General features: G+C 67.3%; 9 protein-coding genes and 1 pseudogene. 5 read left to right on the forward strand and 5 right to left on the reverse strand.

Features of this window, described 5'->3' with window-relative positions; all coding sequences use genetic code 11:
• Positions 1 to 18: 18 nt before the first annotated feature.
• Both ABZS97_RS12130 and ABZS97_RS12135 read right to left on the reverse strand, forming a co-directional pair.
• Entirely contained in the window at positions 19 to 2097 is a 2079-nt protein-coding gene (locus ABZS97_RS12130) for a family 43 glycosylhydrolase (RefSeq protein ID WP_356136510.1), read from the reverse strand.
• 312 nt (positions 2098 to 2409) lie between these two features.
• Positions 2410 to 3207: an FCD domain-containing protein gene (locus ABZS97_RS12135; protein WP_356136512.1), complete on the reverse strand. Its 798-nt coding sequence runs from the start codon at positions 3205 to 3207 to the stop codon at positions 2410 to 2412.
• Between the two features lie 344 nt (positions 3208 to 3551).
• On the opposite strand from ABZS97_RS12135, the gene ABZS97_RS12140 reads away from it, so the two are divergent.
• The 5 genes and pseudogenes from ABZS97_RS12140 to ABZS97_RS12160 all read left to right on the forward strand — a co-directional run.
• Positions 3552 to 4913, forward strand: coding sequence for an ABC transporter substrate-binding protein (locus ABZS97_RS12140; RefSeq protein ID WP_356136514.1), 1362 nt, complete (start codon positions 3552 to 3554; stop codon positions 4911 to 4913).
• Entirely contained in the window at positions 4910 to 5815 is a 906-nt protein-coding gene (locus tag ABZS97_RS12145) for a sugar ABC transporter permease (protein ID WP_356136516.1), read from the forward strand. The genes ABZS97_RS12140 and ABZS97_RS12145 overlap by 4 nt, the downstream gene beginning before the upstream one ends.
• A gap of 142 nt (positions 5816 to 5957) precedes the next feature.
• Positions 5958 to 9068, forward strand: a complete 3111-nt coding sequence (locus tag ABZS97_RS12150) for an RICIN domain-containing protein (protein ID WP_356136518.1) — start codon at positions 5958 to 5960, stop codon at positions 9066 to 9068.
• A gap of 303 nt (positions 9069 to 9371) precedes the next feature.
• The gene (locus tag ABZS97_RS12155; protein ID WP_356136520.1) at positions 9372 to 11585 is read left to right on the forward strand and encodes an autotransporter; all 2214 of its coding nucleotides are present in this window, start codon (positions 9372 to 9374) and stop codon (positions 11583 to 11585) included.
• Between the two features lie 81 nt (positions 11586 to 11666).
• Positions 11667 to 11843 (forward strand): annotated as a pseudogene (locus tag ABZS97_RS12160) (CorA family divalent cation transporter); the annotation flags it as partial.
• A 61-nt stretch (positions 11844 to 11904) separates the two neighbouring features.
• On the opposite strand, the gene ABZS97_RS12165 reads toward ABZS97_RS12160, so the two are convergent.
• From ABZS97_RS12165 to ABZS97_RS12175, 3 genes are read right to left on the reverse strand one after another with little or no spacing between them, the layout of a single operon-like run.
• A complete protein-coding gene (locus tag ABZS97_RS12165; RefSeq protein ID WP_356136522.1) occupies positions 11905 to 12027 on the reverse strand; it encodes a hypothetical protein in 123 nt (40 codons plus the stop codon).
• Between the two features lie 56 nt (positions 12028 to 12083).
• The gene (locus tag ABZS97_RS12170) at positions 12084 to 13268 is read right to left on the reverse strand and encodes a 3-deoxy-7-phosphoheptulonate synthase (protein WP_356136524.1); all 1185 of its coding nucleotides are present in this window, start codon (positions 13266 to 13268) and stop codon (positions 12084 to 12086) included.
• 34 nt (positions 13269 to 13302) lie between these two features.
• Positions 13303 to 13791: a PhzA/PhzB family protein gene (locus ABZS97_RS12175; RefSeq protein WP_356136526.1), complete on the reverse strand. Its 489-nt coding sequence runs from the start codon at positions 13789 to 13791 to the stop codon at positions 13303 to 13305.
• Positions 13792 to 13881 lie beyond the last annotated feature (90 nt).

Below are 13881 nucleotides of genomic sequence, written 5' to 3' on the forward strand. Positions count from 1 at the left end.
CCTCGCCTCACAGGGCTCCTAGCCGGTGACGCGCCGGAAGGTCCATCGCTGGTTGGAGCTGCCGACGTCGCGGTACTGGATCAGTACGGCGCCGTCGGCCGCACTGCCTGCCTTGACGTCGAGCACCTTGCCGCTGTTGCGGTTGACCAGGACGAATGCGCCACCGGCCCCCGGGGTCAACTGCCACTGCTGGCTCGTGCGGCCGTCGGCCGTCGCCTGCACGACCGGCGCACCGTCGGCCAGGGACGACCCCGCCACGTCGAGCACCTTGCGGCTGCGGACGCAGGTGATGGTGTGGTAGCCGTCCGCCGTGGACTGGAAGGTCCAGTGCTGGTTCGATCCGCCGGTGGCGGGCCACTGGATTACGGCGGCGCCGTCGGCGTTCGTGGCGCCGGATACGTCGACGACCTTGCCGCTGCGTACGCTGACGCACGTATAGGGCCTGGTGGGGGCGATGGCGTACTGCACCGAGTCGATGTCTACGTAGCCGGTGCCGTTCGGGTTGTAGGTGTAGAGGCCGACCCTGTCACCGCGGTAACCGCCCCAGCTGAGTTGGTAGGTGCCACCGAACGTGGTGAACGCGTCCCCGTCGAGGCTGTAGGAGAAGCTGCTGACTCCGTTCACATCCCAAGTGGTGCGCAGCCACACGGAGTTCTGCGCGATCACTGGGCCATCGGTCAGGCTGCCGCCGACGTTGTGCGCGAGCGTGGTGGTGGCCCCGGAGCGCCGGACACCCAACCCGGCGTAGGTGGCCGCGTAGTGGCACAGTCCGGCGTGCTGGCCCTCGGCGAGGCCGGCCAGTTCGAGGCGGACGGTGACCGTCGCCCCGCCCGTCGTGCGCAGCACCCGTTGAGTGAGGGTGTTTCCCACCTTGGTCAGGTTGTCGCCCACCAGCGGCGCGAACGCTTTCAACCGCAGACAGCCGGGGCGTTCGGTCAACGACCAGTGGTCCGCGCGCGGTTGGTAGTACCACTCCCACTGCGGCTTGAGGCGGGTGTCGGTGAACAGATCGCTGGTCACCACGGAGGGTAGCGCGTCCACCGGCAGACCAGAGGTGCCGCCTGCGGGTACATGGCCCGTCCACACCATGGTGCCGATGCCGTCCGCGCCCACCGTGCCGAGGATCGGCCAGCCGTCCACCCAGGTCACGGGCAGCAGGGACAACGGACGCCCCTCCCAGTCGCCGTGGCCGTGATGCGTCACGAAGTACCAGGAGCCGTCCGGGGCTTGCACCAGGCCGCCTTGGTTGGGTTCGCGGTCCACCGAGGCGTCGACATGCTCCAACTGGCGGGTCTCGAAAGGGCCGTAGAGGCTGGGGCCGCGGTTCATCATGAGCACCCGACCCTCGGACTTCACCTCGCTGTAGAGGTGGTAGTAGATGCCGTTGATCTTGTACAGCTTGTTGGCCTCGCTGCCCGGAGACTGGTGGATGACGGTGGACGGGCCGGCCAGAGACTTCCCGTCCGCGGACAGCTTGAACAGGTGGATCTTGTAGCTGTCCGAGTAGTGCGTGGTGACCAGGTAGCCCTGGCCGTCGTCGTCCCAGAAGGGGCACGGGTCGTCCCAGCCGGACGTCCGCCACACTGCCGTCAACGGCTCCCAGGGGCCGGTCGGGGACGGGGCCGACGTCATGAAGAAGCCTTCATCGGGGGTGTTGAAGTACACCCAGTACCGCCCCGCGTGGTGACGGATGGCCCCGGCCCATACCCCGCGCCCGTAGCGGTTCATGCGGTCCCATTTCAACTCCGGCCCGATGGTCGTGAGTTCATTGACTGCGCCACCGAGCGTCCGCCAGTTGACCAGGTCCTTCGAGTGCAGGACGGCCACCCCGGGCGAATACCCGAACGTGCTGGTGATGCCGTAGTAGTCGGCGCCGACGCGGATGCAGTCCCAGTCGCTGAAGTCGCCGGGGAGGATGGGGTTGGCGTAGGTGCCGTCGCCCTGGTCGCCCCACGTCCCGAGGGGAGGTGTGGGTGTTGCCGCCGCCCTGCTGGGCGGCATCAGGCCCGGCAGGAGGAGGGATCCGGTGCCGACCGTGGCGAGTCGGCCCAGCTGTCGTCTGGTGATGTCCACGACCTGTCCTTCGTCGGAAGTCATCGTGTGGGGGCGGTTCTTCGACGCGGAACGCGTGCCATGCGCAGATGCGGGGAGCGGCGGCTCCGGCACTGCCAATGACCGATATTTCGAACGCCGATCGGTTTGTCGGACGCGGTCGGCGCCGAACGTAAGCGCGGTCACGTCCGGAAGTCAACGGCCGTGACAGAACGGCGCTTTCGTCTGCATGCCGACGGGAAACGCGCCGGGAGGAACCCGTCGGAAACATTGACGGAACCACGGCTCACACCTATTTTTCGCGCGCGACGCGGCACCTGGCGCCGCCCCGCACGCCGCGTCGCAGCCTGAGCGGCGCTACCCGAACAGGCGTCGCTGGATCTCGCGGCGGTAGTCCTCCAGGGTCCTGTCGAGATGTGCCGCGGTGGCCTGCGCCGCCTCCTCGGGACGGCCGTCACGGATGGCCCGGTAGATCGTCTCGTGTTCCTCGACCGCCAACTCGGTGTTCTCTCCGAGGGTGTTGTGAATTCCGATGGCGCTGGACTGGCGCTGCAGACGGCGCGCGTCGCGCACGGCGCTGACGAGGAAGGTGTTGTGCGAGGCGACGGACACGGCCGTGTGGAAGTCGTCGTCCGCCTGGTTGAACACGTCGACCTGGTGGTGGACGAACGCGTGGCGGCACTGCTCCACGGCCACCTCGATGGTGCGCAGTTCCGAAGGGGTGGCGCGGGTGGCCGCCAGACTGCCGGCGGACATCTCCTGAACCCTGCGGAACTCGAACAGCATCAGCACGTGGTCGATGTCGACGGGGCGGAAGAAGCCGCCCCAGCGGCTGGTGATGAGCATGCCTTCGTCGTCCGCGGCGAACAGGCCCCGCCCCTTGTGGGCCCGCACACGGCCCAGCGCCGAAAGGATCTTCACGGCCTCCCGCACCACAGCCCTGCTGGTCCCCAGCATCTGGGCCAGGTCGATCTCCGTGGGAAGCCGGGCCCCTACCTCAAGCCCCTCCTCGGCGATGTACTCGAGGATCCGTTCCGCCGCGATCTCGTACCCGGGACGGTAGCCCCGCCGCTCGTCCGAGCCGTTCTCCACCGCGGGTGCAGCGGGAAGGGCCGGAGTCGGCACTGCCGTCCCGATCGCTGGCATGTCGTTCATCTGCGCTCCCTCTCGGACGGCTGCGGCGAACGCGACTCGCTGCTGTAAGGCGACAGCATCGTAATTTGGATTCGCGATGCGTCGCACTTATCAATTCCCGCGTATGGGACGCAGAGTCCGAAGCGCAGAGAGATGAGCGCCCTTTCCCGGTCATAAGCCTGCATAACTCTCACGACACCACCTCAGATTCATGAAAGATCGCCGCACACACCTTGACGAGGCCCCAGATAAGGCGGCTAATTTCTTCCCAACTGGCAGTGGACAGCCGCCCGCCGTGTCGTCGGCCCGTCCGAGCGCCGCCCCCGATCTGCTCGGGACACCCCACAATCCCAGTGGAGTCACTCATGACCGTCGTCAAGCCCGTGGCCCGCCCGAAGAGAGCCCTCAGCAAAGAACGTGCGGCGTCGCTGACCGGCTGCGCCGCCACGCTGGTGTTGACCATGGCAGCCTGCGGCGGAGGCAGTGCGGGAACGAGCACCAAGGACGGTTTCGCCCAAGTGCCGCAAAAGGACGGCACGTTGACGGTCTGGGTGGACGCGACCCGGGTGGCGGCCGCGAAGCTGTACCAGCAGCAGCACCCGGACGTGAAGATGGACATCGTCACCTACGACGGCGACGCCAACGGCTCGAACTACCTCCAGACCAAGGTCCAGCTCTTCAACCGCACCAAGAAGGGCTGGCCGGACGTCGTCTTCAGCTCCCAGAACAACGAGGTGACCTGGGCGGTCGACGCGGGCTTCGCCGCGCCGCTCAACAAGGGGCTGATCCCCACCGCGAGCCTCACCGGCTTCACCCGTGGCGCCAACGACGTCTGCACGGTCAAGGGCACCGTCTACTGCCTGCGCAACGACCTGTCCCAGGCCGTGCTCTGGTACAACGCGCCGCTGCTGAACAAGTTCGGCTACACGGTGCCCACGACGTGGGAGGAGTACCAGCGGCTCGGCGAGAAGGTGGCCGAGGAGCACCCCGGCTACCTGGTGGGTGACGCGGGTGACGCCTTCACGCCCGAGATCTACCTGTGGGCCAACAAGTGCGGCGCCAACCACATCACCGGGCCGAAGGCGGTGTCGGTGAACACCTCCAGCAATGCCTGCACCAAGATGGCCAGGCTCATGGACGTACTGATCAAGAACAAGTCCATGTCCATCAGCGGGGTCTTCAGCACCGACTTCGGCAAGAACAAGGCCGACAAGGTCCTGCTCATGCCGGGCCCGGCCTGGTACGGCGGCGCGCTGTTCGAGGGCACCTTCAAGACCCCGGCCAAGCAGATCGCGGCCGCACCCATCCCCCAGTGGGAGGGAGAGACCTCGCCGTCCACCGGCAACGTCGGCGGCGGCACGTGGCTGCTGTCCCAGCACTCCGAGCATGTCAAGGCCGCTGCCGACTTCCTGAAGTGGGTCACCACCGACAACGCCTACCAGGGTGAGAAGGCGCCGGGCTTCCCCGCGTACGCGCCGGCGGCCGAGACGTGGCTGAAAGGACAGGACGCCTCCGGCTACTTCGCCGGCGACCTGAGCGCTCTCAAGGCAGCCTCCTCCCAGGTCTGGCCCGGCTGGGGCTCGGGCCAGTTCAGCCAGGAGGCGATCTGGGCCGCCACCGTCAAGCCCGGTATCACCCAGGGCAAGTCCATCGTCTCGCTGCTGCCCGCCTGGCAGGACTCGATCGTCAAGTACGCCAAGTCCAACGGATACAAGGTCTCCCCGTGACCCTCACCCACTCCTCGTCGGGCTCTGCCCACCGGCGGCCTCGCGGTCCCGCCCGGCAGAGCCGGGCCGGCATCGCCTTCGTCTCCGCCTACGTACTCCTGCTGATCGCCTTCGGCGTCGTGCCCACCGGGTACGCCACCTACTTCGCCTTCACGAACGCCGGCGGAGCGTTCACCGGGTTCTCCACCTTCATCACCACGGCGCAGGACTTCCGCTTCATGGACGCCGTGGGCCATGTCGCGCTGTACCTGCTCTACTGGCTGGTCTCGCTCGTGGTCTTCGTGGTGGCCCTGGCCCTGCTCCTGCACCGTCTCTCCTCGGGCACCGTCAGCAAGTCCCTGCGCTTTCTCTACTACGTCCCCGGAGCGCTCGCCGGCGCCGCGAGTGTGCTGGTGTGGCTCTTCATCCTGGACCCGGCCGTCAGTCCGGTAAGCTCGCTGCTCGCCGCGATGGGGTTCGACACCTTCGGCGAGGTGATCGCGCCCGGTCATCTGCCCCTGCTGTTCACGGTGATCGCCTTCTGGACCGGTGCGGGCGGCTGGATCGTCGTGATGTACAGCGCGCTCAACAACATCCCCACCGACGTGATGGAAGCGGCCCGAATCGACGGCGCGGGCGCCTGGCAGACCGCCTGGCACGTGCAGATCCCCATGCTGCGCAAGTGGATCGTCTACATGGTGATCCTGGCCTTCGCGAGCGGCGCCCAGCTCTTCGTCGAGCCGCAGTTGCTCTCCCTCGCCAGCGTGGGCGTGGCAGGCCGCGACTACTCGCTCAACCAGCTGACGTACGACTTCGCCTTCCAGTTGAACAACGTCCACGGCGCCGCCGTCAGCCCGGCGTCCGATGGAGACTCCGCGGCGCCTGTCGACGGCATGCGAAGGGGAAGCGCCCGTCGTCGGTGACCGACGCTTCTCGGCCCTCGGGACGCTCACGGGCCGACGGCGATGAAGAGCCGCTTCCCCTCACACCGACCACATCTTGGAGCCGCCGTATGAAGACTTTCCGAACCGTCCGAACTGTCCGAACTGGCAGGAGGGGCAGACGATGAAGTCCCTCACGTCCACCCTCCGCACCTCGTCAGCACTCCTTGCCGCTGCTCTCTCCGCGGCGCTGCTGACATCCCTCACGACGTCGACCCCGGCCTCGGCCGCGCCCCAGGCCACCTACTACGTCGCCCCTGGCGGCAACGACACCAACGCCGGGACCATCACCGCACCGTTCAAGACGCTCCAGCACGCACGCGACGTCGTGCGCACGGTCAACAAGAACATGACCGGAGACGTCAACGTGTATCTGCGTGGCGGCAGTTACCCGGTGGGCAGCACGATCGATTTCACGTCGGCGGACTCCGGAACGAACGGTCACCGTGTCACGTACGCCGCCTACCCGGGCGAGAAGCCGGTACTGGACGGCGGCGTCAAGGTCACCGGCTGGACACGACACAGCGGCAACATCTGGAAGGCCCCGCTGGACCGCGACGACAAGCTCCGCGCGCTCTACGTGAACGGCAAGCGCGCCCAGATGGCATCGAAGACAATCAACTCGGCTGGGTGTTACGGGAGTTACTCGATCACGGCCGGCCAGGCACCCTGGGCCTGGGAGTCGGGGTCGCAGTGCGACGGAGCCAAGTACGGCCTCTCGGATCTGCCCGCCGTCGCCTCCAACCAGGACGACGTCGAGATCAAGTCGGCGACGACCTGGACCACGGCCATCGTGGGCGTCCGCCAGATCACCACGAGTACGGACGGCACCCAGCGCGTGGCCCTGTTCCAGCAGCCGGGCGCGGCCATCGCCCAGGGGCCGCCCAACGGCAACTTCAACCCCGGCGGCAGCCACACCTTCATGAACGCGTACGAATTCCTGGACCAGCCGGGGGAGTTCTACTTCGACAAGGCGAAGCACACGCTGTATTACGACAAGGCCGACTCGGAAGACATGTCGTCGGCGCAGGTCTTCGCGCCGACCGGAGTGTCCACCCTCATCAAGATCGCCGGCACGTCCACGACCGACCACGCGCGGAACATCACCTTCTCCGGGCTCACGGTCGAACACTCCGACTGGAACCTGGTCAAGGTCGCGGGCTCCGTCTTCCGGCAGGGCCAGCAGGGCAACGCCGGCTCGACCGTGTACGCGAAGAAGAACTTCCACGCCTACACCTACCGCAACGTCGACCTGCCGCCGGGGGCCGTCGAGATCGAGAACGCCGACGGGATCGCCCTGGTGCGCAACACCGTGCAGCACACCGGCGCTGACGGCATCCACCTGGTCAACGACGTGAAGGACTCGCAGTTGACCGGCAACATCACGAACGACATCGCCGGCTCCGCCATCACCGTGGGACATCCCCAGCACGTGTACATCGGGGACCACACCTCGACCAACAACGAGAAGTACCCGGTGAACGTCGAGGGCGTCTGCAAGAACATCTCCGTCGCGAACAACTACCTCTACGACAGCGCGGTGTTGTTCCAGGGGTCCAGCCCCGTCTCGGCGTACTTCGCCGATTCCCTGTCCGTGCGGCACAACCGGATCGAGAAATCCCCGTGGGCGGGCATCACGCTCGGCTGGGGATGGTGGAACTTCGACGGTTCGGAGAACTCGATCCGCCCCGGTGTCCCGACCACCACGGCGCGGAACAACACCATCAGCCACAACCAGATCGTCGACACGATGCAGGTGCTCGGCGACTCCGCTCCCATCTACACCCTGGGCAGCCAGCCGGGCACCGAGATCAGCGACAACTACATCCAGGGTGTTCCGGCGGGCCACAAGTACGGACTCCACCCCGACGAAGGCTCGGCGTACATCAACGAGCACGACAACGTGCTCGACGTCGACCCGGGCCTGGCGTACACCATCAACTCCGGCACCTGGGGCCGACAGCACGACCTGAACATCACCAACACCTACGGCACCGTCAACAAGATGGCCAACAAGAACGTCCCGAACAGCACGATCGAGGACGTCCACGCGTACGCGGACAACGTCTGGCCTTCGCAGGCGTACGCCATCACTGTGAACTCCGGTCCGGAGGACGCCTACAAGGACATCGTCCCCTCAAGCAGGGTGGCTCTGCAGGACTACGCCCTGCCCGCGAGCACCTTCACCGGCAAGGGCGTGTCATCCATCCCCGTCCGCACCGTCGGTGACGCGACGAGGACGCTCTGGCTGGCCCCCTCGGGGACGACGAGGTTCGCCGTCGGCCCCACGATGACGAAGGCGACCGGAACCGCCACGACCATCGGGGTCCCGCCGACAGCCGGCGACTACCGGCTCTACGTCGTGGACGCCCAGGGGAATGCGTCACCCGCGTCAAAGTCGCTCGTACGGCAGCGCTGGACCTACGCCGACGACAAGGACTCCAGCCTCACCTACTCCCCGGGCTGGTCGAACTGGAACGACACGCAGGACTTCAACGGGTCCGAGCGCTACACGAACAAAGCGGGCGACTACGTCCAGTACGCCTTCACGGGTACGGGCATTCGGTATCTCGGCATGAAGCAGCCGAACATGGGGAAGGTCGACGTCTACGTCGACGGCACTCTGACGCAGTCGGGCATCGACGCCTACGCCCCGACGGTGACCAAGCAAGTGCCGCTGTTCGAGAAGACAGATCTCGCCGCGGGCCCCCACACCATCAAGGTCGTCTGCACCGGCACCAAGAACGCGTCCTCTTCCAACACCGTCTGCGCTCTGGACGCGTTCGCCTCTCTCTCCTTCCCCGCCGCGAACACGTTCTACAAGATCCTCAACAAGAACAGCGGCAAGGCGATCGACGTCTCCGGCGGATCGACCTCCGCGGGGGCGAACATCATCCAGTGGAACGACACCGGGGCGCCGAACCAGCGGTGGCGGTGGATTGCGGTGGGTGACGGCACGTACGAGATCGTCAACCTGAACAGCGGTCAACTGCTGGACGTCACCGGCGGGTCCACCGCGGACGGTGCGACCGTCATCCAGCAGCCCGACCACAACAGTGCGAGCCAGCACTGGAGGCCGGTCGCCAACGAAAGCGGCTCCTACGAGATGAAAAACGCGAACAGCGGCAAGCTCCTCGCGGTGTCCGGCTCGTCGACGACCGCAGGCGCGCAGCTCGTGCAGACGACGGACACGAACGCCGGCAGTCAGCTGTGGCAGGTCATGGACGTGGACTGACGCGGGACGGGCCCCGCATGGGCGTGGCCCGCCACTGAGACCTGCATCAACTGCGCCAAAAAGACAAGAAGTTCACGAACGACACACGCATTGACCCCCACTTCCCCCAGTGCCACAATCGGGAACTTCGACCAGCCAGCCGTACAGCGTCCGGCATTTCGAACCTGTTGGTGTCGTGTCCGTGCACGCGAACGACCAAGGCGAGGAGCCTGGCCGCGCCAGGCTCCTCGCCGGTGCGGCCCGGATCACAGGAAGCAGCTGGTCCCCCGGTCGCCCCCCACCCCGCTCACCGGAGTCCCGTCCATGCGCAATCCCCCGATTCACCTGCCCACCGCCGAGGGACCCGCCCACCGCCGCTGCTCCCGACGCGCCGCGCTGCCCGTCGCGCTGGGGCTCCTGGCCTCGCTGACGCCGTGGCACAGCGCGTACGCGGCAGGCGGCAGCGGTGACATCACCGCCGAGATCCTGGCGGGCCGCGATGTGACGCTGACCGGCGACGCCCTGGTGCGTGTCCCGTCGGGGACCACGACATACCCGGGCGTCATCAGCGGCGAGGGCACGCTGCGCATCGGCGGCAGCGGCACCCTGATCCTCACCAGGGACAGCGACTTCACCCTGCCCAAGGCGCGGCAGCGGCAGTCGGCGAAGGTTCAGGGCGGCAACCATCCGTACGTCACCGTCGACCAGCCCGACCCGCCCGCCGTCACCGTCGAACGAGGTGCCACGCTGCAGTACGGGACGGGCGGCGGCACCGGGCTGATCGGCCGCTTCCCGTACAACACCCCCGGTTTCGCGCTCAACCAGGACAACATCCGCGTCGACGGCACCCTGCGCCTTTCGCTGACACGGACCTTCAACCTGGGCACCCTCAGCGGCGCGGGCCTGATCACCCAGCCCCGCGGCATGTGGGGCAAGCTCCAGCTGGCCGGGACCCATCCGTTCTCGGGCGTGATCGACAACGGCACGCAGATGGACGCCGGGGCACCCGAGTTCCCGGTGTCGCTGCCGAACGCCCACGCCGTCCTCAACCAGGGCACCTGGACCGTCGACACCCCGTTGAACCACACGATCACGCTGCGGCAGAACTTCTACCAGCGCGAGTACGGCAGCGACATCAACGTCCAGTCCCGGCCCGGCAGCAAGGTGATCCTGACCGGTCAGTACAGCCACAGCGACCAGGGCGGCGACACCGACCCCACCCTCAGCGACCCGGACATCAACTGGCGTCCGGTACCGAAGAACATCAACAAGCGCGGCACCAACATCAAGGGCGCGAACGTCCAGTGGGGCGACGGCACCACCGACAAGATCTTCATGCCCGGCACCGCGCAGACCGTCTACATCAATCTGCTGGCGGCCAGGTCCCGCTCCACGCTCGCCTTCGCCTACAACGGCCCGGTGACACTCGGCGCCCCGATCGGCGGCGGCAGGTTCCACGACACACTCTCCGCCCCGGGCCAGGGCGACATCGTCATCAAGGGCGTACCCGGCAACGACGTCACCTTCGCGGCCGTCCAGCACTACAACGGCTCCACGACGATCGAGAAGGGCGCCACCCTCCGACTCGGCAGCGGAAAGGCCGGCGGAGACGGAGGGCTGCTGACGGACGCGCCCCTGTACCGGGTCGTCAACAACGGCTCCCTGATATCCCAGAACGCCACCACGCCCCTCACCCTGTCGAAGGTCAGCGGCAGCGGCTCCTTCACCCAGGCAGGCGCGGCCACCACCAGCCTGACCGGAGCACTCTCCTACACCGGGCCGACGAAGGTCACCAAGGGCACCCTCGCCCTCACCGGCGCCGACAGCAGCCTGAAGTCGAGCAGCGCGGTGCTGCTCGCCGCGGCAGGCACAAAGCTGGACCTGACCAAGGCCGGTGACCAGACACTGCGGAACGTAGCTCTGGCGAAGGGCGCCACGGTCCGCTACGGCAACGAGGCGAAGCTGACCGTCGCCGACACGGCCGCGTCCGGCGACCTCTCCGGTTCCTTCCAGGGCGGCGAGCTGCGGGCCACCGGAAGCATGACCGGGGCCTTCACCGTCAAGGGCGACTACACCCAGGCCCGCGAGGCGCGACTCACCGTCCGGGCCGACGGCAAGCCGCTCCACGTCACCGGCAAGGTGACACTCGCCGGACACCTGCACATCGACCCGAAGGCGAAGGCGCCCACGAGCGGCACCGAGACGGTACTCGTCTCCAACTCCGGCTCCGACAAGATCTCCGGCACCTTCACCGGGCTCGCAGAAGGCGCGAAGGTCACCGTGCTCGGCACCGAGTACGCCCTCACGTACAAGGGCGGCGACGGCAACGACGTCGCCCTGGCCCGCACCAAGTCCTCCGGAACACCTGCTGCCGCCGCCGAGGGAGCACCGCGGAACACCCCCAACTCCCCCGCTGGCACCTCCTTCCCCTGGCGCACCACCACCCTGGCCGCCGCCCTCCCCCTCGCGGCACTCGCCCTGCTCTTCGCCGCCCGACGCCGCCGAGGCAGCCGTCGCGGCAGTCACCGGGCCCCCTGACAGCCGGGCCGCGGGTCCGCCTCACCACTCCCGCCCATGAGCCCGGACAAAACTCCTCTCCCCCCACAAGGAGGCGTACTGATCTCGTCGTGGGCGGCGATTCTGTTCGCCCCGACGCTGGTGGGCACGATCTACGGCATGAACTTCGACAGCATGCCGGAGTTGCACTGGGTATTCGGGTACCCCTTCGCGATCGTCCTGATGGCGGTTGTATGTACCAGTCTGTACGTCATCTTCGAGCGCAAGGAATGGCTCTGAGTGATCGCCGGGGGAGATGCTGCAGTGAGGAGGTGCGGCTCCGATCGTCGGCTCCCGGGCGCTACTCCTCGACGACCGCGACCAGCGCGGCAGCCGTGGAGGCTTCGGGCATGGCGGTCATCGGGTGGCCGGGATGTTCGGCACGGATCAGCGCAACGCCTTCAGTTGGTATCGCAATCCGCATCCGGGGACGCCGACAGGAGGCCCATCGGGCAGATCGGGACGTGCGGGCGTGTCCGTTCATGCGGTGCCGGCAGTCCAGGACGAGACCACGGCGAGGGCCTGCGACGGGTTGAGGCGGGGATCGCAGAGGGATGTGTAGCGGTCCCCGACGGAGTCGAGATCGGCCTCGGTGAAGGCGCACTCGGTGACGTCGTCCGGCGTCGCCTCCAGGTGCAGTCCGCCGGCGACACCGCCGCCGGCGCGCACGGCCTGGACGAAGCGGGAGACCTCCAGGGAGACGGTCTCCACGAGCCGTGTCTTGTAACCGCCGGGCGCGGAGACGGTGTTGCCGTGCACGGGGTCGCTGAGCCAGACGACGGGGTGACCCGCGCCGCGTACGGCTTCCACGAGGCCGGGCAGCCGGTCGCTGACGGCGTCGGCTCCCATTCGTGCGATCAGGGTGAGCCGCCCGGGGTCGCGCCACGGGTCGAGCTTCTCGCACAGGGCGAGCAGTTCGTCGGGCTCCATGGTGGGGCCGACCTTGCACGCCACGGGGTTGCTCACCTCGGCGAGCAGGGCAACGTGGGCGCCGTCGACCTGGCGGGTGCGCTCACCGATCCACGGCCAGTGGGTCGAGCCCAGGAACATCCGGCCCTTGTCGTCCATGCGCAGCATGGGTATCTCGTAGTCGAGCAGCAGTGCCTCGTGGCTGGTCCACACCAGCGGCTCCACGACCTCGCGCCCTGCGGCGCGGTCGCGCCAGCCCAGGTGCTCGACGATGTCACAGGCGGCCATGTAGCCGGTGAGGATGCGCAGTGGATCGGGCCGGCGCCTTTCGGGGTCGGGCTCCGGGCCGTTGACCATGTGTCCCCGGAAAACGGGGAGTTCGGCGCCGTCGATCACTTCGGTGGGCTCGGAACGGGGCTTGGCGAACTGCCCCGCGATACGTCCTGCCCGCAGGACGGGTTTGCCGGTGATCAGGCCGAGCGACCCGGCGAGCAGGTCGAGCAGCGCGATCTTCCGTGCGACATGGTGGCGTGTGCATTCCCGCGGGTCCTCGGCGCAGTCGCCGGACTGCAGCACCATGGCTTCGCCGAGGGCCACCGTGCCCAGCAGAGTCCGCAGCGTGGTCAGGTCGTCGGCCTGTATGAGAGTGGGGCGCGTGGCGAGTGACTCGCCTACCCGGCCAGCCTGTGAAAGGTCGCTCCATTCGGGTTGATGCAATGCCCCGCGTATACGAATCTCCCGCTTTACGTCTTCCAAGACGTACTCCGATCCAGCGGTCTTGTTGTACCTGTCAGGCCGGTATTCCGGTGCGCTTGATTTCCGGAACCGGAATACCTAGAGCCCGCAACTGCTGGAACGGGTTCATGAACTCCCGCTCCCGCTTGATCTTGCCGTTGTCCAGCTCGAACGAGTGCAGGAAGTGATTCTCGTAGAACCCCTCCGGGTAGTCGCCGAAGAGAATTTTTCCGCGTCCGTCGCACTCCACCCAGAACTGGTTGGGGTCCTGGGTCTCGAAGATCTGGATGTTGTACCACTCCCAGTCCGGGAAGCACTTCAGCGACCAGACTGCGTGCTCGGCCAGCCGGTCCCTGCCCTGGGTGGCGACGGGTTCACCGGTGTCAGTGGTCCACAGACCGCCGATGCCGTCCTCGGTGAACAGCTCGTGCCGACGCAGCCGGTCCTGACCCTTGGTATTCATGTAGCGCTCGACGGTGGCGCGGTTGATGCGACGCAGCTCGACCTCGTCGCTGAATCCCTGAGAATTGACGGATTCAGACACAACGTTCCTCCTGTATGGACGTGGATATTGACGCGGTGAATGCGGCCGGCTGCCCACCGCTGCCTGCGGCCCTGTCCGTTCGCAGGCAGC

The organism is Streptomyces sp. NPDC005485 (assembly GCF_040606085.1).
GTDB lineage: Bacteria > Actinomycetota > Actinomycetes > Streptomycetales > Streptomycetaceae > Streptomyces.

Excerpts from the sequence above, each read along its gene's own strand:
- ABZS97_RS12130 (WP_356136510.1), bottom strand. The coding sequence starts at position 2,097 with ATGACTTCCGACGAAGGACAGGTCGTGGACATCACCAGACGACAGCTG.
- ABZS97_RS12135 (WP_356136512.1), bottom strand. The coding sequence starts at position 3,207 with ATGAACGACATGCCAGCGATCGGGACGGCAGTGCCGACTCCGGCCCTT.
- ABZS97_RS12140 (WP_356136514.1), top strand. The coding sequence starts at position 3,552 with ATGACCGTCGTCAAGCCCGTGGCCCGCCCGAAGAGAGCCCTCAGCAAA.
- ABZS97_RS12150 (WP_356136518.1), top strand. The coding sequence starts at position 5,958 with ATGAAGTCCCTCACGTCCACCCTCCGCACCTCGTCAGCACTCCTTGCC.
- ABZS97_RS12155 (WP_356136520.1), top strand. The coding sequence starts at position 9,372 with ATGCGCAATCCCCCGATTCACCTGCCCACCGCCGAGGGACCCGCCCAC.
- ABZS97_RS12165 (WP_356136522.1), bottom strand. The coding sequence starts at position 12,027 with ATGCGGATTGCGATACCAACTGAAGGCGTTGCGCTGATCCGTGCCGAA.